The 22,798-nt window shown below is 70.0% G+C and carries 20 protein-coding genes, 2 rRNA genes and 1 riboswitch; of the genes, 15 read left to right on the forward strand and 7 right to left on the reverse strand.

Annotated features, from left to right (window positions below; translation table 11 throughout):
* From ABZ386_RS05170 to ABZ386_RS05225, 12 genes are all read left to right on the forward strand, one after another.
* A 23S ribosomal RNA gene (locus tag ABZ386_RS05170) occupies nt 1–73 on the forward strand; the annotation flags it as partial.
* Nucleotides 74–157: 84 nt separating this feature from the next.
* Nucleotides 158–274 (forward strand): 5S ribosomal RNA (gene rrf, locus ABZ386_RS05175).
* A 109-nt stretch (nt 275–383) separates the two neighbouring features.
* Nucleotides 384–992, forward strand: a complete 609-nt coding sequence (locus ABZ386_RS05180) for a CDP-alcohol phosphatidyltransferase family protein (RefSeq protein WP_114250831.1) — start codon at nt 384–386, stop codon at nt 990–992.
* Nucleotides 993–1,107: 115 nt separating this feature from the next.
* Nucleotides 1,108–3,603, forward strand: a complete 2,496-nt coding sequence (locus tag ABZ386_RS05185; protein ID WP_358963695.1) for a mannose-1-phosphate guanyltransferase — start codon at nt 1,108–1,110, stop codon at nt 3,601–3,603.
* 98 nt (nt 3,604–3,701) lie between these two features.
* Complete coding sequence (locus ABZ386_RS05190) at nt 3,702–4,616, forward strand: DUF881 domain-containing protein (RefSeq protein ID WP_355713751.1); 915 nt, start codon at nt 3,702–3,704, stop codon at nt 4,614–4,616.
* Nucleotides 4,613–4,945 carry a small basic family protein gene (locus tag ABZ386_RS05195; protein WP_003988855.1) on the forward strand — a complete coding sequence of 111 codons (333 nt, stop codon included), beginning with the start codon at nt 4,613–4,615 and terminating at the stop codon, nt 4,943–4,945. The genes ABZ386_RS05190 and ABZ386_RS05195 overlap by 4 nt, the downstream gene beginning before the upstream one ends.
* 5 nt (nt 4,946–4,950) lie before the next feature.
* The gene (locus tag ABZ386_RS05200) at nt 4,951–5,874 is read left to right on the forward strand and encodes a DUF881 domain-containing protein (RefSeq protein WP_356500500.1); all 924 of its coding nucleotides are present in this window, start codon (nt 4,951–4,953) and stop codon (nt 5,872–5,874) included.
* Nucleotides 5,875–5,935: 61 nt separating this feature from the next.
* Complete coding sequence (locus tag ABZ386_RS05205) at nt 5,936–6,889, forward strand: FHA domain-containing protein (protein WP_114250828.1); 954 nt, start codon at nt 5,936–5,938, stop codon at nt 6,887–6,889.
* Between the two features lie 55 nt (nt 6,890–6,944).
* A complete protein-coding gene (locus ABZ386_RS05210) occupies nt 6,945–7,682 on the forward strand; it encodes a MerR family transcriptional regulator (protein WP_356500502.1) in 738 nt (245 codons plus the stop codon).
* Nucleotides 7,683–7,767: 85 nt separating this feature from the next.
* Entirely contained in the window at nt 7,768–8,241 is a 474-nt protein-coding gene (locus ABZ386_RS05215) for a bifunctional nuclease family protein (protein ID WP_003988851.1), read from the forward strand.
* 307 nt (nt 8,242–8,548) lie between these two features.
* Nucleotides 8,549–9,232 carry a MerR family transcriptional regulator gene (locus tag ABZ386_RS05220; RefSeq protein WP_358963699.1) on the forward strand — a complete coding sequence of 228 codons (684 nt, stop codon included), beginning with the start codon at nt 8,549–8,551 and terminating at the stop codon, nt 9,230–9,232.
* Between the two features lie 133 nt (nt 9,233–9,365).
* Complete coding sequence (locus ABZ386_RS05225) at nt 9,366–10,814, forward strand: DNA polymerase IV (RefSeq protein WP_351345060.1); 1,449 nt, start codon at nt 9,366–9,368, stop codon at nt 10,812–10,814.
* Between the two features lie 119 nt (nt 10,815–10,933).
* Here ABZ386_RS05225 and ABZ386_RS05230 read toward each other — a convergent pair whose 3' ends face one another.
* Nucleotides 10,934–11,311, reverse strand: coding sequence for a PRC-barrel domain-containing protein (locus tag ABZ386_RS05230; protein ID WP_358963702.1), 378 nt, complete (start codon nt 11,309–11,311; stop codon nt 10,934–10,936).
* Between the two features lie 113 nt (nt 11,312–11,424).
* Nucleotides 11,425–11,520: riboswitch (glycine riboswitch) on the forward strand.
* A gap of 175 nt (nt 11,521–11,695) precedes the next feature.
* On the opposite strand from ABZ386_RS05230, the gene gcvP reads away from it, so the two are divergent.
* Nucleotides 11,696–14,581, forward strand: coding sequence for an aminomethyl-transferring glycine dehydrogenase (gene gcvP, locus ABZ386_RS05235; RefSeq protein WP_358963704.1), 2,886 nt, complete (start codon nt 11,696–11,698; stop codon nt 14,579–14,581).
* A 53-nt stretch (nt 14,582–14,634) separates the two neighbouring features.
* Here gcvP and ABZ386_RS05240 read toward each other — a convergent pair whose 3' ends face one another.
* The 5 genes from ABZ386_RS05240 to ABZ386_RS05260 form a co-directional block, all read right to left on the reverse strand.
* Nucleotides 14,635–15,054 (reverse strand): TOBE domain-containing protein, encoded by a 420-nt coding sequence (locus tag ABZ386_RS05240; RefSeq protein ID WP_351345051.1) that lies wholly within the window; start codon nt 15,052–15,054, stop codon nt 14,635–14,637.
* Between the two features lie 26 nt (nt 15,055–15,080).
* The gene (locus tag ABZ386_RS05245; protein ID WP_351345048.1) at nt 15,081–16,166 is read right to left on the reverse strand and encodes an ABC transporter ATP-binding protein; all 1,086 of its coding nucleotides are present in this window, start codon (nt 16,164–16,166) and stop codon (nt 15,081–15,083) included.
* Nucleotides 16,167–16,205: 39 nt separating this feature from the next.
* Nucleotides 16,206–17,024, reverse strand: a complete 819-nt coding sequence (gene modB, locus ABZ386_RS05250; RefSeq protein WP_351345100.1) for a molybdate ABC transporter permease subunit — start codon at nt 17,022–17,024, stop codon at nt 16,206–16,208.
* An 8-nt stretch (nt 17,025–17,032) separates the two neighbouring features.
* A complete protein-coding gene (gene modA, locus ABZ386_RS05255) occupies nt 17,033–17,839 on the reverse strand; it encodes a molybdate ABC transporter substrate-binding protein (protein ID WP_355713773.1) in 807 nt (268 codons plus the stop codon).
* A gap of 157 nt (nt 17,840–17,996) precedes the next feature.
* Complete coding sequence (locus ABZ386_RS05260) at nt 17,997–18,392, reverse strand: helix-turn-helix transcriptional regulator (protein ID WP_351345042.1); 396 nt, start codon at nt 18,390–18,392, stop codon at nt 17,997–17,999.
* A 113-nt stretch (nt 18,393–18,505) separates the two neighbouring features.
* On the opposite strand from ABZ386_RS05260, the gene ABZ386_RS05265 reads away from it, so the two are divergent.
* A complete protein-coding gene (locus ABZ386_RS05265) occupies nt 18,506–19,102 on the forward strand; it encodes a DUF1707 domain-containing protein (protein WP_351345039.1) in 597 nt (198 codons plus the stop codon).
* Nucleotide 19,103: 1 nt separating this feature from the next.
* On the opposite strand, the gene ABZ386_RS05270 is transcribed toward ABZ386_RS05265, so the two are convergent.
* The gene (locus tag ABZ386_RS05270; protein WP_356500514.1) at nt 19,104–21,083 is read right to left on the reverse strand and encodes an amino acid transporter; all 1,980 of its coding nucleotides are present in this window, start codon (nt 21,081–21,083) and stop codon (nt 19,104–19,106) included.
* A gap of 418 nt (nt 21,084–21,501) precedes the next feature.
* On the opposite strand from ABZ386_RS05270, the gene ABZ386_RS05275 reads away from it, so the two are divergent.
* Entirely contained in the window at nt 21,502–22,794 is a 1,293-nt protein-coding gene (locus ABZ386_RS05275) for an extracellular solute-binding protein (RefSeq protein ID WP_358963707.1), read from the forward strand.
* Nucleotides 22,795–22,798 lie beyond the last annotated feature (4 nt).

The following is a 22,798-nucleotide window of genomic DNA, read 5'->3' on the forward strand; positions in this document are numbered from 1 at the left end:
GTTGATAGGCCGGATATGGAAGCACGGTAACGTGTGGAGTTGACCGGTACTAATAGGCCGAGGGCTTGTCCTCAGTTGCTCGCGTCCACTGTGTTGGTTCTGAAACCACGAACAGCCCCACATGCCACATGTGGTGCGGCTGACAGTTTCATAGTGTTTCGGTGGTTATAGCGTAGGGGAAACGCCCGGTTACATTCCGAACCCGGAAGCTAAGCCTTACAGCGCCGATGGTACTGCAGGGGGGACCCTGTGGGAGAGTAGGACGCCGCCGAACTCCTTTTAGAGCTCTGGCTCTTGGGTACACAGCCCGAGAGTCAGAGCTTTTTTGCGTTGAGGTAAGGTCAGGGGGCATCGTTGGTACGTTTCCCACAGGAGGCCCCCGGGTGGAGGTTCAGGAGACTCGCGTCCAGACGGACCGTGTACTCACCATCCCGAACATCCTCAGCATGGCGCGGCTCGTCGGCGTGCCGCTCTTCCTGTGGCTGATTTTGCGGCCCGAGTTCGGTGGACCCAAGAGTGACGGCTGGGCCCTCCTGGTGCTGGCCCTGAGCGGGGTCAGTGACTACCTGGACGGCAAGCTCGCGCGGCGCTGGAACCAGATCAGCAGCCTCGGCCGGCTTCTTGATCCCGCAGCGGACCGGCTCTACATTCTCTCGACATTGGTCGGTCTCACTTGGCGCGAGATTCTGCCCCTGTGGTTGACCGCCGTACTTCTGGCGCGAGAGCTGGTTCTGCTGGTGATGGTGGGCATCCTCCGCCGGCACGGCTATCCGCCGCCCCAGGTGAACTTCCTGGGCAAGGCCGCCACCTTCAACTTGATGTATGCCTTCCCCTTGCTCCTGCTCAGCGACGGAAGTGGTTGGATCTCGTCACTGGCTGCTATTTTCGGATGGGCGTTCGCCGGATGGGGTACAACGCTGTACTGGTGGGCAGGAGTCCTCTACGTGGTACAAGTCCGCCGCCTGGTCCGTGCGGACTCCATGGCCGATTGAACTCGCGGATTGACCCGCCCAGCGCGGTGCGATGGCCCGTGGTCGAAAAGTGCGGGACAATCCTCGCGGGGGAAGTCGGCTAGACCGTCGTCTCTTAGAGGAGGACGCTTCCGACATGAAGGCCGTCGTGATGGCCGGAGGCGAAGGCACGCGCCTTCGCCCCATGACCTCAAGCATGCCCAAGCCGCTCCTGCCTGTGGCCAACCGCCCGATCATGGAGCACGTTCTGAGGCTGCTCAAAAGGCATGGGCTCAACGAAACAGTCGTGACTGTCCAGTTCCTGGCCTCGCTCGTCAAGAACTACTTCGGTGACGGCGAAGAGCTCGGTATGGAGCTCACCTATGCCAATGAGGAGAAGCCACTCGGTACCGCCGGAAGTGTCAAGAACGCCGAAGAGGCGTTGAAGGACGATGCCTTCCTTGTCATCTCCGGCGATGCTCTGACGGACTTCGACCTCTCAGAGCTGATCAATTTCCACAAGGAAAAGGGCGCGCTGGTCACGGTCTGTCTGACGCGTGTGCCCAATCCCCTGGAATTCGGCATCACCATTGTCGACGAGGAAGGCAAGGTGGAGCGCTTCCTCGAGAAGCCCACCTGGGGCCAGGTCTTCTCCGACACGGTGAACACCGGCATCTACGTGATGGAGCCCGAGGTCTTCGACTACGTCGAGCCCGATGTGCCCGTCGACTGGTCCGGCGACGTCTTCCCGCAGTTGATGAAGGAAGGCAAGCCGATCTACGGCTATGTGGCCGAGGGGTACTGGGAGGACGTCGGCACCCACGAGAGCTATGTGAAGGCGCAGGCCGACGTCCTGGAGGGCAAGGTCGACGTCGACATCGACGGCTTCGAGATCTCTCCGGGAGTATGGGTCGCCGAGGGCGCCGAGGTGCACCCCGACGCCGTTCTCCGGGGTCCCGTCTATATCGGTGACTACGCCAAGGTCGAGGCCGGCGCGGAAATCCGTGAGCACACCGTCGTGGGTTCCAACGTGGTCGTCAAGAGCGGCGCTTTCCTGCACAAGGCCGTTGTTCACGACAACGTGTACGTGGGACCGCACAGCAATCTGCGCGGCTGCGTGGTCGGAAAGAACACCGACATCATGCGCGCGGCGCGGATCGAGGACGGGGCGGTCATCGGCGATGAGTGCCTGATCGGTGAAGAATCGATCGTCCAGGGCAATGTGCGGGTCTACCCCTTCAAGACCATCGAGGCCGGCGCCTTCGTCAACACCTCGGTGATCTGGGAATCCAGGGGACAGGCGCACCTCTTCGGTGCCCGTGGTGTGTCCGGAATCCTCAACGTGGAGATCACGCCGGAACTGGCGGTGCGTCTTGCGGGGGCGTACGCGACGACCCTGAAGAAGGGCTCGACCGTCACGACGGCCCGGGACCACTCGCGTGGTGCCCGAGCGCTGAAGCGGGCGGTGATCTCCGCGCTGCAGGCCAGTGCCATCGACGTACGGGACCTGGAGAACGTGCCGCTGCCCGTGGCGCGGCAGCAGACCGCGCGGGGCAGTGCCGGCGGAATCATGATCCGAACGACGCCCGGGGTGCCGGACTCCGTCGACATCATGTTCTTCGATGGCCAGGGCGCCGACCTGTCCCAGGGCAGCCAACGGAAGCTGGACCGGGTCTTCGCGCGCCAGGAGTACCGGCGTGCCTTCCCCGGGGAGATCGGTGACCTGCACTTCCCCGCCAGCGTCTTCGACTCGTACACCGGGTCGCTGCTGCGGAATGTCGACACGACCGGGATCGCGGACTCCGGGCTCAAGGTCGTCGTGGACGCGTCCAACGGAAGTGCCGGTCTCGTGCTGCCGAGCCTGCTCGGGAAGCTCGGGGTCGACTCGCTGACGATCAATCCCGGCCTCGACGAGTCCAGGCCGACCGAGACGGCCGACATGCGGCGGTCGGGCATGGTGCGGCTCGGGGAGATCGTGGCGTCCTCGGGCGCCGCGTTCGGTGTGCGGTTCGACCCCGTCGGTGAGCGACTGTCGCTCGTCGACGAGAAGGGGCGCATCATCGAGGACGACCGCGCGCTGCTCGTCATGCTGGACCTCGTCGCCGCCGAGCGTCGCAGCGGCAGGGTCGCGCTTCCGGTGACCACGACCCGGATCGCCGAGCAGGTGGCGGCGTACCACGGGACCCAGGTCGAGTGGACGACCACCTCTCCCGACGACCTCACGCGCGTCGGCGGTGAGGAAGGGACGATCTTCGGCGGCGACGGCAAGGGCGGTTTCATCGTCCCCGAGTTCAGCAGCGTGTACGACGCCACCGCGGCCTTCGTACGGCTCATCGGGCTCGTGGCGCGGACGCAGCTCACGCTCAGCCAGATCGACGCGCGGATCCCACGGGCGCACGTCCTGAAGCGGGATCTGGCGACGCCGTGGGCCGTCAAGGGCCTGGTGATGCGGCGGGTCGTCGAAGCGGCCGGAGATCGCTTCGTGGACACCACGGACGGCGTGCGTGTGGTGGAGACCGACGGGCGCTGGGTGATGGTGCTGCCGGACCCGGCCGAGGCCGTGACCCATCTGTGGGCCGAGGGGCCGGACGACGCCTCCGCGCAGGCCCTGCTCGACGAGTGGTCGGCGGTCGTGGACAGCGCCGGCCGGTAGAACGGGCTGCACGCGTGCGTGCCGGACAAGTGTCCCCAACGGGGCCTGTCCGGCACGCCGGTGGGGCCGTTCGGAGGTAGTGGCCGCGACGTGCGACGATGTGCGGCATGCCGCAGCAACCCCCCATTCGGAGCACACCCACGCGGCCCCGGCGCCCGGATGCGTCCATGTCGTTGATCACCAACGTCATGGACCACAGCCTCGACGACGGATACGCCGAGGCCGCCGCTCGGAAGAGGGCCGCGGGCGACGCCGGCATGCCGAAGACCCTCAGGGCGAAGCTGGGGCTCGCCGCCGGCCTGGTGCTCGCGGCCCTCGTCGTGACCGTCGGGGCGGCACAGGCGCGGGTCGCCGCTCCGGTCGTCGCCAAGGAGCGGGAAGAACTGGTCGACCGCATCGACCGGGAGACCGAGGCGGCGGACAAGCTGGAGGACTCCGTCGACAAGCTGCGCGAGGACGTCAGCGCGCGGCAGCGCGAGGCGCTGAAGCACAGCGGCGGCAGTGCCCGGTCGGAGTTGGTGGGCATCCTGTCGGGTGCCGTGGCGGTGCACGGTCCCGGCGTGAAGCTCGTGGTGAACGATGCCAAGGAAGCGGCCGCGGGAGGTGACGGTGATGCCCGTGAGAACTCCGGCTTCTCCGACACCGGACGCGTGCGCGACCGGGACATGCAGCGCGTGGTCAACGGGCTGTGGGAGTCGGGCGCCGAGGCGATCTCCATCAACGGGCAGCGGCTGACGGCGCTGTCCGCGATCAGGGCCGCGGGAGACGCGATACTGGTCGACAACAAGCCGCTGGTGCCGCCGTACACGGTGCTCGCGGTGGGGGACGGGCAGCGGCTGAGCACTCGGTTCCAGAACAGCGCGGACGGGTTGTATCTCAACGCGCTGCAGGAGAGCTACGGCATCAGGACAGCCATCTCCGCGGAGGACGACCTCCGGCTGCCTGCCGCACCGAGTGTGATCGTACGTACAGCACAGCCGAGCATTGAGAAGAGCGAGAAGGGCACATCGTGATCGCCGTACTGGGCCTCGTCGTGGGAGTCGTGGCCGGCCTGTTGGTCCGGCCTGAGGTTCCGGCGGTGGTCGAGCCTTATCTGCCGATCGCTGTCGTGGCGGCGCTCGACGCCGTCTTCGGCGGACTGCGGGCCATGCTCGACGGGATCTTCGACGACAAGGTCTTCGTGGTGTCGTTCCTGTCGAATGTCGTCGTGGCCGCGCTGATCGTGTTCCTGGGTGACAAGCTGGGCGTGGGCGCCCAGTTGTCGACCGGTGTGGTGGTCGTCCTCGGTATCCGGATCTTCTCCAACGCCGCGGCGATCCGCCGGCACGTGTTCCGGGCGTGAGGCCGATGAGCGAGCAGGACGGCAAGCGCGCCGAGGAGCACGGCGACACGCGCGATGAGCAGCGCGAGGAGCGCGGCGAATCCGGGAACGGGCTGCGCAAGGAACTGCCCCAGGAGGTGTCCGCGCCCGCGTCGGCCCCCGCCGCCCAGGACGCCCCGGAGCCCGACCCGGGGCCTGAACCGGAGGCGGAGGATCCCGAGCCGCGGCTGACCGGTCGGCAGCGGCTGGTGCAGGGGCTGTGGCCGCCGCGTTTGTCACGGGCCCAACTCATCGTCGCGGTGCTGCTGTTCGGTCTCGGGTTCGGGCTGGCCGTGCAGGTGGCCTCGAACAGTGACAGCGACAGTGCCCTGCGCGGTGCGCGGCAGGAAGATCTCGTCCGGATCCTCGATGAACTGGATGACCGCACACAGCGTCTTGAGGACGAGAAGCAAGGTCTCGAGAAGCAGCGCGACGAGCTGGAGAACAGCTCGGACCAGGCCGAGGAGGCCCGGAAGCAGACGATCGAGAAGGAGAGGCAACTCGGCATCCTCGCGGGCACCGTGGCCGCGCAGGGGCCCGGCATCACCATGACCATCGAGGACACGAAGGGGACGGTCGAGGCGGACATGCTGCTCGACGCGATCCAGGAGCTGCGCGCGGCGGGTGCGGAGGCGATCCAGGTGAACGGCGTGCGGGTCGTCGCCGGCACCTACCTCACGGACTCGGGCAACGGTGTGAGCGTCGACGGGAACAAGATCACCGCGCCCTATCGTTTCAAGGTCATCGGCAAGCCGCAGGACCTCGAGCCGGCGCTCAACATCCCCGGAGGCGTGGTGCAGACTCTCGAGAAGGAACAGGCCACGGCCACGATCGAGCGGTCGACCAAGATCGTCGTGGACGCCTTGCGAGCGGCGAAGCGGCCTGACTACGCTCGGTCGTCCTCGCAGTGAACCGGGGGTGCATGGGCGGCGTCCGGCGAGGGCATGAGGTTGCGGGGGGTCGGCGCACCGAATGGGTGGTGCGTGGTGGAAACTGTCTGGTGCAGACGGACGTTGTCAGGATGTCCGGGTCGGTCAGAGTGTTCAGTCAGGGTTCGTCCTGCCCCACGGGCGGGTCTGTTTCGGTCAAGGGGAATCGCCCGTGAAGTTGTTTGCGAAGTTGTTCGGCAAGAGCGCGCGAGAGGGCAGCGACAACGCCACCGCTCGTCATCGCGCACAGCCTGACGCGGAAGGCCAGCGGCCGCTCTTCCGTGACCAGGTCGGTGGTCCGGGCGGGGACATTTCCGGAGGTCAGGGCGCGCCGTCGGTTGACCCTGCGCAGCCCGGCGGCATAGGTTTCGGCCAACCGTCAGCCTCAGGTGCGGGTGGGGGCTTCTCCGACCCGTATGCGTCCAATGCTCCTGGTGGGCAGCCGCGGCAGGAGGATCCGATGTCGGCCCTGGTGTGTACGAGGTGCGGTAACCGCAACGCGGAGAACAGCCGCTTCTGCTCGAACTGCGGCGCGCCGCTGCGGGCCGGGGCGGCGGCGGAGCGTCCGTCCGAGACGACGTCCACGATCTCCATCTCCGGCCTTGAGGCCTACGACAGCGAGACCACCGGCCAGACGCCGATGCCGACGCTGTCCCCCGAGGCGCAGGCGGCCGTCGACGCGCTGCCGCTGGGCTCCGCGCTCCTGGTCGTGCGTCGCGGGCCGAACTCGGGCAGCCGCTTCCTGCTGGACGGCGATCTGACCACGGCCGGGCGTCACCCGCAGAGCGACATCTTCCTGGACGACGTGACGGTCTCCCGGCGGCACGTGGAGTTCCGCCGCGGCCAGGACGGCTCGTTCACGGTGGCCGACGTGGGCAGCCTGAACGGTACGTACGTGAACCGCGAGCGGATCGACCAGGTTGCCCTGAACAACGGTGACGAGGTGCAGATCGGCAAGTACCGGCTGGTCTTCTACGCCAGCCAGCGGGGCTACTGACCCGGGTTCGTTCCGGGGCGACCCCCAGCGAAGGTCCATCCGTCAGGGAAGGTCCATGCTTCGAACACCGAGCGGCGGTGCCGGGCACGGCGCCGCCGCCACGGACAGTGGGCTGATGAGCATCGGCACGGTGCTGAACGTGCTGCGCGACGAGTTTCCCGAAGTCACCATCTCCAAGATCCGTTTCCTGGAGTCGGAGGGGCTCATCGAGCCGCAGCGGACCCCCTCGGGGTACCGCAAGTTCAGCGCCCACGACGTCGAGCGCCTCGGTCACGTCCTGAGGATGCAGCGGGACCACTATCTGCCCCTGAAGGTGATCCGGGAGCACCTGGAGGCCATGGAACGCGGTGAGGCCGTACCCCTGCCGGCGCTGGGCCGTCAGCGGGACGGCGACGCCGTGCCCGAACCGGCCGAGGGGCCCACGGCCGCCAGGATCGGGCGTGCCGAGCTGCTCGCCGCCGCCGGGGTCGAGGAGGAGGAGCTCGGGGAGTGGGAGTCGTACGGGCTCGTCACTCCACTGGAGGACGGGGCGTACGACGCCGAGGCGGTCACGGTGGCCTCGCTCGTCGCCGAGCTCGGGCGGTTCGGGATCGAGCCGCGGCACCTGCGGGTGATGAAGGCCGCCGCCGACCGTGAGGCCGGGCTCGTGGACCAGGTCGTGGCCCCGCTGAGGCGGCACCGGAACCCGCAGACCAGGGCTCATGCCGAAGCCCGTGCGAAGGAACTCGCGGGGCTCACCGTGAAGCTGCACGCGGCGCTCGTGCAGACCGCGCTCGGGGTGCGGCTGCCGTGAGGCGGCCGGCCGCGCGGGGGCCGGATCAGGCGCCCGATCCCGGCCCGACTACCCAAACGTCCCGAGCACGGCCTAGGGTTGCTGTGTGAACGAGCTCGATGTCGTAGGTGTCCGGGTCGAAATGCCCTCCAACCAACCGATCGTGCTGCTGCGTGAAGTGGGAGGCGACCGATACCTCCCCATTTGGATCGGACCGGGGGAGGCGACGGCGATCGCCTTCGCCCAGCAGGGCATGGCTCCCGCGCGGCCGCTGACCCACGACCTCTTCAAGGACGTGCTGGAGGCTGTCGGTCAGGAGCTCACGGAGGTGCGCATCACGGACCTGCGTGAGGGCGTCTTCTACGCGGAGCTGGTCTTCGCCAGTGGCGTCGAGGTGAGTGCCCGCCCGTCCGACGCCATAGCGCTCGCCCTGCGCACCGGGACGCCGATCTACGGCAGCGACACAGTGCTCGACGACGCCGGAATCGCGATCCCGGACGAGCAGGAGGACGAGGTGGAGAAGTTCCGCGAGTTCCTCGACCAGATCTCCCCGGAGGACTTCGGCAGCAGCAGCCAGTGACCCCGGTCCGGTAAGCGCCGGGCGGGAGCAGCAGCGGTCAGTGAGGTGTGTGGGCGGCCCGGCGGACGATGTGGTCCGCGGCGGGGCCGCCCGCCGCGTTGTCCGGGTGAAATGCCCGCATGTGCCGGTGGCGAGTGAGAGCGTCACACGGCCCATGCCGAACGCATTCGGCTAGCCTTTCCCCGCGGTGGGGCACGGGAAACCACTCCTAGGGTGATTATCACTCGGCGTGGCGAGTGTGGCGATCGTTGACGCACCCCTGGTGACTGCCTACCGTCGAGAAGGCAGGTCAAGGACGGAGGTCGGCGTGAGAAGCAGCGGCGACGGTACGGCTGGGGGCGGCCCCGAGCGCAGTCTCAGGGCGAGCGGTCCGTACCCTCCCCCCGGCTCTCGGCTCCGCTCGAGCGGGGGATACTCCCAGCCCGGCGGCGCGGCCGATCACGCTCCGCAGCGACCGACGGCCGTGCCGAGCAGCGGAGGGACGACGTCCATGGCGTCCGAGCAGATCGGCTATCGAGGTCCCACGGCATGCGCCGCCGCCGGTATCACGTACCGGCAGCTGGATTACTGGGCCCGTACGGGTCTCGTCGAGCCGAGTGTGCGCCCCGCTTACGGGTCCGGGACTCAGCGGTTGTACAGCTTCCGGGACGTCGTCGTCCTGAAGATCGTCAAGCGGTTCCTCGACACCGGGGTGTCGCTGCAGAACATCCGCACAGCCGTCCGGCACCTGAGAGAACGCGGTTTCCGCGACCTGGAGCGGATGACGCTGATGAGCGACGGCGCGACGGTGTACGAGTGCACCTCGCCGGACGAAGTCCACGCCCTGCTCCAAGGGGGCCAGGGCGTCTTCGGGATCGCCGTGGGCGTGGTGTGGCGGGACGTCGAGAGCGCCCTGTCCCAGCTGCACGGGGAGCGGATCGACACCGGCGAGACGCTGGTCGGGCCCAACCCGGCGGACGAGCTGGCGCGACGGCGGAACCGGGCTGTCTGAGCCCTGGGCAGTGTGCGGCCGCAGTAGGCGGGACGTTTCCGCGCCGCACGGCAAGCGGTTCCGGCCGGCGCGGTCCGAGGGGTCCGAGTGGTCGCCGGGGGCGTTGTCAGTGGCGTAGGGCAGCATCGGAGATGTGAGAACCGCGCCTACGATCCTGCATCTCGACATGGATGCCTTCTTCGCCTCGGTGGAGCAGGCGTCCAAGCCGAGTCTGCGCGGGAAGGCCGTGGTCGTGGGCGGCCTCGGGCCCCGGGGTGTGGTGGCCACGGCGTCGTACGAGGCGCGGGTCTTCGGGGTGCATTCGGCGATGCCCATGGGGCAGGCCAGGCGGCTCGCGCCCAATGCGGCGTATCTCGTGCCGCGCTTCGGGTTCTACAAGGCGATCAGCGAGCGGGTCATGGAGCTGCTGCGGGCGCTGTCGCCGCTCGTGGAGCCGTTGAGCCTCGACGAGGCGTTCGTGGACCTGGAGGCCGGGGGAGCGGCCTGGGACGAGCAGTCGGCGCGCCTGGTCGGGGCGCAGCTGCGCGCCGACATCCGGGCCGTCACGGGGCTGACGGGGTCGGTGGGGCTCGCCGCCTCCAAGATGCTCGCGAAGATCGCCTCGGAGCAGGCCAAGCCCGACGGACTGGTGGTGATCGAGCCGGGGACCGAGCGGGCCATGCTCGGGCCGATGTCGGTGCGGACGCTTCCGGGGGTGGGGCCGGCGACGGGCGACCACCTTCGGCGGGCCGGGATCACCACGGTCGAGGAGATCGTCGAGGCGGGCGAGGACGAGCTGGTCCGGTTGCTCGGGAAGGCGCACGGGCACGGCCTCTACGCGATGGCGCTGGCGCGGGACGACCGGCCCGTGGTGGCGGAGCGGGAGACGAAGTCGGTGTCGGTCGAGGACACCTACGACGTGGACATCCATGACCGGGTGCGGGTCGGGCTGGAGGTGCAGCGGCTTGCCGACCGGTGCGTGCGGCGGCTGCGCGGGGCCGGGCTGTCCGGGCGGACGATCGTGCTGAAGGTGCGGCGGTACGACTTCTCGACGCTCACCCGTTCCGAGACGCTGCGGGGGCCGACGGACGATCCCGCGGTGATTCGTGAGGCGGCGGCCCGGCTGCTGGACTCGGTCGACACGACGGGCGGGGTGCGGTTGCTCGGGGTCGGGGTCAGCGGGCTCGCCGACTACACGCAGGAAGACCTCTTCGCGCAGGCGGCGGGGGAGCGGGCCGTCGCGGAGGGGCCGGTCGAGGAGCACGCCGCGGCGCAGGCCGAGGAGCAGCCGGCGCTCGCCGACCGGCGGTGGCCTGCCGGGCATGACGTGCGGCACGCCGAGTTCGGGCACGGGTGGGTGCAGGGCAGCGGTCTGGGGCGGGTGACCGTGCGGTTCGAGACGCCCGGCTCGACGCCCGGGCGGGTGCGGACCTTCCGGGTGGACGACCCTGATCTGGAGCCGGCGGAGCCGTTGCCGCTGGTCTTACGAAGACCTGAGGGGGCTGGTGGTGCCGGTTCCGCTGGAGCTGTGGGTGGCGGCGGGAGTGGTGTTCGTGGGGCGCGGGCCTCCGGGAGTGCGCAGTCCGCGGCCTCGCAGGGGTAGCGGTGGTCGTGTGGTGTCCGGTTTCCGGAGGGTGGCGAGACCAGCCGCCGTCGGGGGCCCGGCTGCGCGGCGGCGCGCTCGGCGAGAGGGAGGTAAGGGCGGTGGCGGCAGGGCCGGCGTCAGGGCGTCGGCTCGTCCGTGCCGGCCAGTTTGCCGAAGCTGTGGTCCGGGAGTGGGGGAGGAGCGGCGATGTCGAGACCGTAGTGGTGGTAGAGCTGGAGTTCCTGCTCCGGGGAGAGGTGGCGGCCGACGCCGAAGTCGGGGGCGTCCTTGATCAGGGCGCGGTCGAAGGGGACGTGGAGGGCGCCGTCGATCAGTTCGCTGGGCTCCAGAGGGACGAACGCGTCCCTGCTGAACAGGCCGGTCCGTATGGCCGCCCACTCGGGCTCGCCGGTGGCGTCGTCGAGGTAGACCTCGTCGATCGTGCCGATCCTGGTTCCGTTGCGGTCGAATGCCTTGCGGCCGATCAGGTTGCGCGGATCGATATCGGTTCGCACGGGCCCTCCACGTGGTCGCAAGTCATCCGTAAGCACAACAAAACGGCACAATCGGAGAGGTGGCCACTCGAAGGTTCGTGCGTTGACCGCGCTGGTACGCTGGCAGCGGCTGTTGACCCTGTGCGGGAGAGTCCTCCGGACACCACCGGAGGCGCCGAAGGAGCAAATCCTCCCCGGAATCTCTCAGGCCCACGTACCGCACGGACGAGGTCACTCTGGAAAGCAGAGCGGGTGTCGACGGCTTCCGCTCTCACCGACGGTGAAAGCCGGAGGCCTTCGGGCGATCCGGTGAAGCTCTCAGGTTGAGATGACAGAGGGGGAGGCCGTCCGGGTACCCGCGCCGTGGTGCCCCTCGAAGGTCGTGTGACCAGGAGGCCTCCGCAAATGACCGCCCACCGCATTCCGCTCTCCGAGCTCGAAGAGGCAGTCCCCTTCGAGCAGCGCCACATCGGCCCCGACCACGAGGCCTGCGCCAAGATGCTCGCGCAGGTCGGCTATGGCTCGCTGGACGAGCTGACGGCCGCTGCCGTCCCGGCCGTGATCAAGAGCACCGAGGCCCTCGATCTGCCGAGCGCGCGCAGTGAGGCCGAGGTGATCGCCGAGCTGCGCTCCCTCGCCGACCGCAACCAGGTCCTAGGCTCCATGATCGGGCTCGGCTACTACGGCACGTTCACGCCGCCGGTCATCCTGCGCAACGTCATGGAGAACCCGGCCTGGTACACGGCCTACACGCCGTACCAGCCGGAGATCTCGCAGGGGCGGCTGGAGGCGCTGCTCAACTTCCAGACCATGGTCGCCGACCTCACCGGACTGCCGACCTCCGGTGCCTCCCTGCTGGACGAGGGCACCGCGGCCGCCGAGGCCATGGCGCTGTCGCGGCGGATGGGCAAGAACAAGAAGGGCCTGTTCCTGGTCGACGCGGACGCGCTGCCGCAGACCATCGCCGTGATCCAGACCCGGGCCGAGCCGACCGGCGTCGAGGTCGTCGTCGCGGACCTCAGCGAGGGCATCCCGGCCGAGGTCGCCGAGCGCGAGATCAACGGCGTGCTGATCCAGTACCCGGGCGCCTCCGGTGCCGTACGGGACATCAAGCCGGTCATCGACCAGGCGCACGAACTCGGGGCGCTCGTCACCGTCGCCGCCGACCTGCTCGCGTTGACGCTGCTGAAGTCGCCCGGGGAGCTGGGCGCGGACATCGCGGTCGGGACCACCCAGCGCTTCGGTGTGCCGATGGGCTTCGGCGGGCCGCACGCCGGCTACATGGCCGTCCAGGAGAAGATGGCGCGCAGCCTGCCCGGGCGGCTGGTCGGCGTGTCCGTGGACGCCGACGGGAACAAGGCCTACCGGCTGGCGCTGCAGACCCGCGAGCAGCACATCCGCCGGGAGAAGGCGACCAGCAACATCTGCACGGCGCAGGTGCTGCTCGCCGTCATGGCCGGCATGTACGCCGTCTACCACGGGCCGGAGGGTCTGAAGGGCATCGCCCGGCGCACCCACCGGTACGCCACGGTCCTCGCCGCCGGGCTCGCGAACGGCGGCGTCGAGGTCGTGCACGGCTCCTACTTCGACACCCTCACCGTGCGCGTCGCGGGCCGGGCCGCGGAGGTCGTGGCCGCCGCGCGGGACAACGGGGTCAACCTGCGTCTCGTCGACGCCGACCACGTCTCGATCGCCTGCGACGAGACCACCACGCGGGCCCAGCTGCGGGCCGTGTGGGCCGCCTTCGGTGTCGAGGGCGTCATCGAGGCCCTGGACGCCGCCGCGGAGGACGGGCTTCCGGCCGGTCTGCTGCGTACCGACGACTACCTGACGCACCCGGTCTTCCACCAGTACCGCTCCGAGACCGCCATGCTGCGCTACCTGCGCCGGCTGGCCGACCGGGACTACGCGCTCGACCGCGGCATGATCCCGCTGGGCTCCTGCACCATGAAGCTCAACGCGACCACCGAGATGGAGCCGGTCACCTGGCCCGAGTTCGGGCAGCTGCACCCCTTCGCGCCCGCCGAGCAGGCCCAGGGCTACCTCACGCTCATCCACGAGCTGGAGGACCGGCTCGCCGAGGTCACCGGGTACGACAAGGTCTCCCTCCAGCCGAACGCCGGGTCGCAGGGCGAGCTGGCCGGACTGCTCGCCGTACGCGGGTACCACCGGGCCAACGGCGACGAGCAGCGCACCGTGTGCCTGATCCCGTCGTCCGCGCACGGCACCAACGCCGCGAGCGCGGTCATGGCGGGCATGAAGGTCGTCGTCGTGAAGACGGCCGAGGACGGCGAGATCGACGTCGAGGACCTGCGGGCGAAGATCGAACAGTACCGTGACGAGCTGGCGGTGCTGATGATCACCTACCCGTCCACGCACGGCGTGTTCGAGGAGCACGTCTCCGAGATCTGCGCGCAGGTGCACGAGGCGGGCGGTCAGGTCTACGTCGACGGGGCCAACCTCAACGCGCTCGTGGGGCTCGCCAAGCCGGGGCACTTCGGCGGGGACGTCTCGCACCTGAACCTGCACAAGACCTTCTGCATCCCGCACGGCGGCGGCGGTCCCGGCGTCGGTCCGGTCGCGGTGCGCGAGCACCTCGCGCCCTACCTGCCGAACCACCCGCTGCAGCCCGAGGCCGGGCCGGAGACGGGCGTCGGGCCCATCTCCGCGGCGCCCTGGGGCTCCGCCGGGATCCTGCCGATCTCCTGGGCCTACGTCCGGCTCATGGGCGGCGAGGGGCTGAAGCGGGCCACGCAGGTGGCGGTGCTCAGCGCCAACTACATCGCCAAGCGCCTGGAGCCGCACTACCCGGTGCTGTACACCGGCCCGGGCGGGCTCGTCGCGCACGAGTGCATCATCGACCTGCGGCCGCTGACCAAGGCGACCGGCGTGAGCGTCGACGACGTGGCCAAGCGGCTGATCGACTACGGCTTCCACGCGCCGACGATGTCGTTCCCGGTGGCCGGGACGCTGATGATCGAGCCGACCGAGTCGGAGGACCTGACCGAGCTGGACCGGTTCTGCGAGGCGATGATCGCCATCCGCGCCGAGATCGAGAAGGTCGGCTCAGGTGAGTGGCCCGCGGACGACAACCCGCTGCGGAGCGCCCCGCACACCGCCGGCGCGCTCGCCGGGGAGTGGGAGCACGCCTACAGCCGTGAGGAGGCCGTCTTCCCGGCCGGGGTCGCGGCGGCCGACAAGTACTGGCCGCCGGTGCGCCGCATCGACCAGGCGTTCGGCGACCGGAACCTGGTCTGCTCCTGCCCGCCGCTGGACGCGTACGAGGACTGATCCGGCGAGCGCCGGTTCGCGGGAGGGGCTCCGCCGCGCGGGGGCCCCTCCCGTCATGGGGCGGTGAGTGCTACCTCGGTCGACTTGATCAGGGCGACGACGGGGGTGCCGGGCGACAGGGCGAGGTCGTCCGCCGCGTCCTTGGTGATCGCGGCGGTCAGCGCGCCGTCCTCGACGGTGACGCGGACGGAGGCCATCGCGTCGCCGGTCGTGACGTCCTGGACCGTGCCCGGGAGCCGGTTGCGGATGGACAGGCCCTCGACGGGGGCGGTGGCCAGCGCGATCTCCGTCGACTTCACCAGGGCGCGCACGGCGGTGCCCGGCGCGAGGCGGAGTTCCTCGGCGGCCTCCCGGGTGATCGCCGCGGTGAGGTCCTGGCCGCCGGCGAGGCGGACCCTGACCGTCGCCATGACCTCGCCGGGCGTGACGGCCGTGACGACGCCGGGGAGCTGGTTGCGGATGCTCAGGCTCATGGGGGCACGGTAGCCCGGCGCGTCGCCTATGCCGGGTATGCGTGCGTCTGCGTCGCCTTGACCGCCGCCCACACCGGTGCCCCGGGGTGCAGATCGAGTTCGGCCGCGGCGACCGTGGTGAGGTCGGCGGTCAGGGGCAGCTCACCGGTGAGGTCGGCGCGGATCTGGTCGCCGTGCGTCTCCAGACCGGCGACCTCGCAGTGCCAGAGGTTGCGGGCGCTGGAGCCGGTCGGGCGGTCCCGGTGCAGCGTCACCGCGCCGGGCGGGAACGCCACGAAGACCGGGCCGGACAGCTCCTCCGTGGTCGTGATGTCCGGGCCCGCGTCCAGCCGGACCGTGTGGCCCTCGGCCCGCCCCTTGTAGAGGTTGAGGCCGACGAGCCGGGCGATGTAGTCCGTGCGGGGATGGCGGGCGATGTCCGAGGGCGTGCCCTCCTGGACGACCCGGCCGTCCTCGACGACGACCAGGCGGTCGGCCAGCACCATGGCGTCCAGCGGGTCGTGCGTGACGAGCACGGCCACGGCCTCGAACTCGGCGAGGTGGCGCCGGAGCTGGGCGCGCACCTCCAGACGGGTACGGGCGTCGAGCGCGGCCAGCGGCTCGTCCAGGAGCAGCAGCCGGGGCCGGGTGGCCAGGGCACGGGCCAGGGCCACGCGCTGGGCCTGACCGCCGGACAGGCGGCGGGGCTTGGCCCCGGCGTGGTCGGCGAGGCCCATGCGGTCGAGCCACTCGGCGGCCTGGGCACGGGCCTCGGCCTTGCCGGCGCCCCGGCAGCGCGGCCCGAAGGCGACGTTGTCCAGGGCCGTCAGATGCGGGAAGAGCAGGTAGTCCTGGAAGACGACACCGACCGGGCGGGACTCGGGTGCCGTACCGTCCAGCCGGGTGCCGTCCAGACGCAGATGGCCGGACGTGAGCGGGATCAGGCCCGACAGCGCGCGCAGGGCCGTGGTCTTGCCGGCGCCGTTGGGGCCGAGCAGGGCGACGACCTCGCCGGGCGCCGCGGTGAGCGTGATGTCGAGGCGGAACGCGCCCCGGTCGACGACGAGACGGGCGTCGAGGCCTTCGGGGAGGAGGCCGGGGGGCGGTGCGCCGAGGTGGGTCGTCTCGGTCATGGGGATCACGTCCAGGGGGTCAGGGGCCGGGTCACGGCGTCACGACGCCGTCATCCAGCGGTCCCGCAGGGCCGCCAGTACGGCGATGGACACGGCCAGCAGCACCAGGCTGAGGGCGATCGCCGCGGCCGGGTCGTTCTGGAGGGCGAGGTACACCGCGAGGGGCATGGTCTGCGTACGGCCCGGGAAGTTGCCCGCGAAGGTGATCGTCGCGCCGAACTCCCCGAGCGCCCGGGCCCAGGCCAGCACCGCACCGGCCGCGATGCCCGGCGCGATCAGCGGCAGGGTGACCCGGCGGAACGCGGTGAAGCGGGAGGCGCCCAGGGTGGTGGCGGCCTCCTCGTAGCGCGGGTCGGCGGCCCGCAGGGTGCCCTCGACGCTGATGACGAGGAACGGCATCGCCACGAAGGTCTCGGCGAGGACCACCCCCGTGGTGGTGAAGGGCAGCGTGATCCCGAACCAGGAGTCGAGCCACTGCCCGATCACGCCGTTGCGCCCGAAGGCGAGCAGCAGGGCCACACCGCCCACGACCGGCGGCAGCACCAGCGGCAGCGTCACCAGGGCGCGGACGAAACCGCGGCCCGGGAAGCGTGTGCGGGCCAGCAGCCAGGCCAGGGGCACACCGACGACCAGGCTCAGCGCCGTGGCCGCCGTGGCGCAGACGAGGGACAGCCGGAGCGCCTCCCACACCTCGGCGCTGGTCAGCTGTTCGGGGAGGCTGCGCCAGGGCGCCCGGACGAGCAGGGCGAGCAGGGGCAGCAGCAGGAACGCCAGGCCGATGAGCGCGGGCACCAGCAGGGGGATCGGCACCGCCCGGGACCGGCGGCGGTGGCGGTCGCGGCGGGGACGGCTCTCCACTGTGTCGGTCACGGCTTGAGGAACCCGGCCCGGGACAGCACCCTCTGGCCCTCGGCGGAGCGGACCAGGGCGATGAAGGCCTTCGCCGTCTCGGGGTTGGGGGCGTTCTTGAGCTGGGCGATCGGATAGTCGTTGACGGCCTCGGCCGACTCGGGGAACTCCACGCCCGTCACCTTGTCGCCCGCCGCGCGCACATCGGTCCGGTAGACGACGGCCGCGTCGGCCTCCTTCAGCTCGACCTTGGTCAGGGCGCTCTTCACGTCCTGTTCGTAGGAGACGGGGGTGAGCTTCAGGCCTCCGGCGTCCAGGGCCTGCCGGGCGGCGGCGCCGCAGGGAACGGTCCTGTCGCACAGGACGACCTTCAGGCCGGGCTTGGTGAGGTCCTTGAGGGAGGAGATCTTGTCGGGGTTGCCCGGCAGGGTGGCGATCTCCAGCCGGTTGCGGACGAAGGTGGCCGGCGTGCCCGACGCGTCCCCCTTGTCCGTCACGATCGCCATGGTCTTGGTGCTGGCGGCGGCGAAGACGTCGGCGGGGGCGCCGCCGGTGATGCTGGCGGCGAGGGTGTCGCTGCCGCCGAAGTTGAACGTGACCTTGGTGCCCGGGTGCTGCTGCTCGAAGGTCTTGCCCAGGGCCTCGAAGCTCTCCTCCAGCGAGGCGGCGGCGAAGACGGTGACCGTGCCGGAGAGCTTCGACGAGGAGGAGCCCTTGTCCGAACCCGTGGCGGAGGAGGAACAGGCGCTCAGCGTCAGCAGCGCGGCGGCGGACACACCGGCGACCTGAAGCATCCGGCGGGCCCGGTGCGCGGAACGGGTCATCTCGGGGCCACTCCCTCTGTGTGCGGGAGGAAGAGCCCGCAGGGCCCTTCCCATACGCCGATCATACTGACGCATTTGCGAGGCTGAAGTCTCCTGTCGCATCGCATGAGCGAGGCCAGCAGAGGTGATGAGTGTGTATGTGCGGACCTACGACAGGTCAGGTGCGGTCGATGTGGACGTTCGTCGACTTCACCCGGGCCGTCGCCTCCATGCCGACCTCCAGGCCCAGTTCCTCCACGGCCTCGCGGGTGAGCAGGGAGACGAGCCGGTGCGGGCCGGCCTGGATCTCGACCTGGGCGGCGACGTCGCCGAGTTTGATCGCGGTGACGATGCCGGGGAAGGCGTTGCGCGCCGAGGTGTACGGGGTGTCCTCCTCGGCGGTGCCGGACCGGGCGAGTTCCACGGAGAACGCGGCCAGGTCCCGTCCGTCGACCAGCCGCCGGCCGGTCTCGTCGCGGTGGGTGGTGAGGCGGCCCGCGTCCGCCCAACGCCGGGCGGTGTCGGGGCTCACGCCGAGCAGCCGTGCTGCCTGGCCGATCGTGTAGGACTGCATGCCGGTCACGATAGGGGCGGGGGAGGGGAACGGCGGTTGCGGGGTTGCGTGTTGGGTATAACGCGATATAACGTAAGAGGTCGAAGCGGATGGGTGCGATCGGGGTGGGGTCGATGGTGGCTGAGGTGGCGAGGATCGGTGGATCGCCCGAGGTGAGGGCCTCGCACGCGGACCGGGACCGGATCGTGGACGTGCTGCGTGTCGCCGCGGGGGACGGCCGGCTGACCATGGGGGAACTCGACGAGCGGGTGGAGGCCGCGCTGTCCGCCCGTACGGTGGGCGAGCTGGCGGTGCTGACGGCGGATCTGCCCGAGGCCGTGACCCAGGGCGCCGTCGAGGCCGACGACGTCGTGCGGATCGAGCAGGAGGGCTCCTCGACCCGCCGGGGCGACGCCTGGGTGGTGCCGCGTCGGCTGGAGGTCCGTTCGGCGTGGGGCGAGGTGACGCTCGACTTCACCGACGCGGTGATCACGCAGGACACGCTGCACATCGACCTCGACATGCGAGGGGGCGCCCTGAAGGTGCTGACGCGGCCGGGGGTCGTGGTGGACACCGACGCGCTGGTGGCGAACTACTCCAAGATCAAGGCGCGCCCGGCTGCCGAGGCTCCCGTCGTGCTGCGCGTACGGATCACCGGTGAGATCAACTTCGGGCAGGTCGTGGTGCGTCCGCCCCGCAGGGGCTTCGGCAGACGCAGAGCGGCGGCCTGACTCAGCCCACGTGCACCCTCGGCCGGCGCTTCCGGTCCGGTTCCGCCTCGCGCAGGACCTCGCGGGTCACCGGGGCGACCTCGCCCTGGCCGAACAGGAAGAAGCGCAGGAAGTTGGCGAAGGGCCCGCCCTCGGTCCACTCGAAGTAGATGTGCGGGGTGCGCCCGGTCGTGTCGCGGACATGGAGGAGCAGGGCGGCCAGGGCGTTGGGGATGGAGGAGGACTCCAGGGTGAGGACGCGGTAGCGGCCGTGGAGGACCTCGCCGCGTACGGTCAGGCCCGCCTCGAACTCGGACGGGTCGGTGACCGTCACCTCGACGAAGACGAAGTCCTCGTGCCCGGGCACGTCGTTGTCGTGCCGGATCTGCTCGATCTTGTCGCGGTACTCCGCGATGTCGCGCCGGTCGGGCTCGTTGGCGATGAACCGCAACCGGCGGCTGGCCATGTCGCGGACGAAGCGTTCCGCCATGTCGTCCAGGGTGACGCTGGTGACGCGGAGCTCGAACGCCCGGGCCAGTCGTGACAGCAGGGAGACCAGGATGATGCCGGCGATGAAGCAGGCGCCGATCTTCACACCGTCCGGACGCTCGATGACGTTGGCGACGGTCGTGTAGAGGAACACCGCGGAGATGACCGCGAAGGCGATGGTCCAGTTCCGCTGCCGGGCCTTGCGGGCGGCGATGGTCACGGCGATCGCGGCGGAGCTGATGAGGACCAGCACACCGGTGGCGTAGGCGCCGCCCTGGGCGTTGACGTCGGCGTCGAAGATCCAGGTGACCAGGAAGGCGATCAGCGTGAAGACGATGACCATGGGGCGCACGGCACGGGCCCAGTGCGGGGCCATGCCGTAGCGGGGCAGGTACCGCGGCATCAGGTTGAGCAGGCCGGCCATCGCGGAGGCGCCGGCGAACCACAGGATGGCGATGGTCGAGACGTCGTAGACGGTGCCGAAGGTGTTGCCCAGGTAGTCGTGCGCCAGGTAGGCCAGCGCGCGGCCGTTGGCCTGGCCGCCCGCCTCGAACTCCTTCTCGGGGATGAGGAGGGTGGTGATGAAGCTGGTCGTGATCAGGAAGACGCTCATGATCAGCGCGGCCGTGGTGAGCAGCTTCTTGGTGTCGCGGATACGGCCGGTCGGCTGGGCCTCGGTGTCGTCCGGGTCGCCCTTGACGTGCGGCATCACGGCGACGCCGGTCTCGAACCCGGACAGGCCGAGGGCCAGCTTCGGAAAGACGAGCAGGGCGACGCCGATCATGACGAAGACGTTGCCGTGCTGGGTGGTGAGGGCGCTCGACCAGTCGGTGATCACGTGGCCGGCGGTGATGACGTGGTAGAGGCCGACCACCACGACGACCGCGTTCAGTGCGAGGTAGGCGCCCACCAGGGCGACCGCGACGCCGATCGCCTCCAGGAAGCCCTTGAGGAAGACCGCCCCGAGCAGCGCCACGAGGATGAGGGTGATCAGCATCTGCTGGTCGTGCAGTACGCCGGTCAGATGCGGGTTCTCCACGAGGTGGGTGGAGGCGTCGGCGGCCGACAGCGTGATGGTGATGAGGAAGTCGGTGGCCGCGAAGCCCAGCAGGGTCAGCACGAACAGCTTGCCCTGCCAGAAGGACAGGAGCCGCTCCAGCATCGCGATCGAGCCCTCGCCGTGGGGACTCTCCTCGGCCACACGCCGGTAGACCGGCAGGGCGCCGGCCAGGGTGACGACGACCAGCACGATGGTCGCGATGGGGGAGAGCAGGCCGGCGGCGAGGGCGGCGATGCCCGGCTGGTAGCCGAGCGTGGAGAAGTAGTCGACGCCGGTCAGGCACATCACCCGCCACCAGGGCTGGCCCTGGTGCGGGGGCTCCGGTTCGGCGTGGGGCCCGGTATGGCCGCCGCCCTTGCCCATGTCGGACAGGCCCTGCAGCATCCAGGCGCGCAGGCGACCGGGTGGGGCGGGCTCCGTGACGCCCGGTCCGGGGTGCTCAGTGGTGGCCATCGACGTGCTCCCGATGTGCGGCTCAGTGCGGTTTCCGGCCATCACTGGACGGCCAGATCAGCGTAAGCGGAGCGTGATGCCATGGCCGGTGGATGTGGGGGCTGTGCGCGTCAAGCTTCCGTTAAGACTGGCGTGCGGGGTGGCCGTGCGACGGAAAACGCCAGTTGGGGGCGCGTACGGCGGCTCCGTCCCGTGAGGATGCGGTGCCGATCGTTCGGCTCGCGGGCGGGCACCCAGCGTGACCGTCGGATCCGTAAGGTTCGTCTCGCTGCTCGAATGTTTCGGCACCCTTCGGAGGTCCTCGTGTCGAGGAAAGATTCACCGTGTACAAGGGGTTGCCACTGTTTACCCCCTGTCTCTAGGGTGCGGCAGCAACGCATCTTTCTGAATCTCATTCGAAACTTTCGAGGAGCGCATGATGGGCGACCCGGCACTGTCCCGCCGCGGCTTCCTGGCGGCCTCCGCCGCCGCCGGTCTGGGGATGACGGCACTGACGGCATGCGGCGGGGACTCGGGCGGAGGGTCGTCCGGGACGACCACGATCGAGTGGTGGAACATCTCCACCACCGAGCCGACCAAGGGGGTCTGGGCCGCCCTGGCCCGGAAGTTCGAGGCGCAGAACCCCAAGGTCAAGGTGAAGATCGTCCAGCTGGAGAACGACGCCTACAAGGCGAAGATGACGGCCCTCACCTCCTCCGGGAAGCTGCCCGACATCTTCCACACCTGGGGCGGCGGCGTCCTGAAGCAGCAGGTCGACGCCGGGCTCGTCGAAGACCTCACGGACCGGACCAAGCCGTGGGGCGACGCCCTGCTGCCGGTCGCCCGCGAGCCGTACCTCCTCGACGACCGGGTCTACGGCATCCCGTTCGACATCGGCATGATCGGCTTCTGGTACAACAAGGCGCTGTTCAAGAAGGCCGGCATCAGCGCGCCGCCGACCACCTGGAGCGGCTTCCTCGACGCCGTGCGCAAGCTGCAGTCCGCCCAGGTCACGCCGCTGGCCCTGGCCGGCAAGGAGAGGTGGCCCGGCATGTACTACTGGGCGTACCTGGCGATGCGCACCGGCGGCGCCGGGGCGTTGCAGAAGGCCTACGGGGAGAAGGACTTCACCGGCGCACCCTTCGTCGAGGCGGGGGAGCACCTGGCGGAACTCGTCGCCCTGAAGCCGTTCCAGAAGGGCTTCCTCGGCGCCGCCTACTCCAGCCCCACCGGCCAGGCCGCCACCGTCGGCAACGGCAGGGCGGCGATGGAACTCATGGGGCAGTGGGCGCCCGTGGTACAGGCCGACGCGGGCAAGGGCCTCGGCAAAGACCTCGGGTTCTTCCCGTTCCCCGCGGTCGAGGGCGGCAAGGGCGCCATCACCGAGGTGTTCGGCGGCGGCGGCGGACACGCCCTGCGCCGGGGTGCCCCGCAGGAGGCCGTCGACTTCCTGAAGTTCTTCGCGTCCGAGGCCACCGACCTGGAACTGGTCAAGAAGACCGGCACCCTGCCCGTGGTCCCCGCGGCCGAGAGCGCCATCGCCGACCCCAATATCAAGGCCGTACAGGAACAGCTGAAGAAGGCCACGGGCTTCCAGCTCTACCTCGACCAGGCGTACGCGCCCGCCGTCGGCCAGGAGATCAACGACAGCGTCGCCGCGCTCATCGCCGGGTCCAAGTCGCCCGGGCAGGTCGCCCAGTCGATCACCAAGGTCACGAAGGAAGAGCAGTAGCCGG

Origin of the sequence: Streptomyces sp. NPDC006140, assembly GCF_040628815.1 — a bacterium.
Classification (GTDB): domain Bacteria; phylum Actinomycetota; class Actinomycetes; order Streptomycetales; family Streptomycetaceae; genus Streptomyces.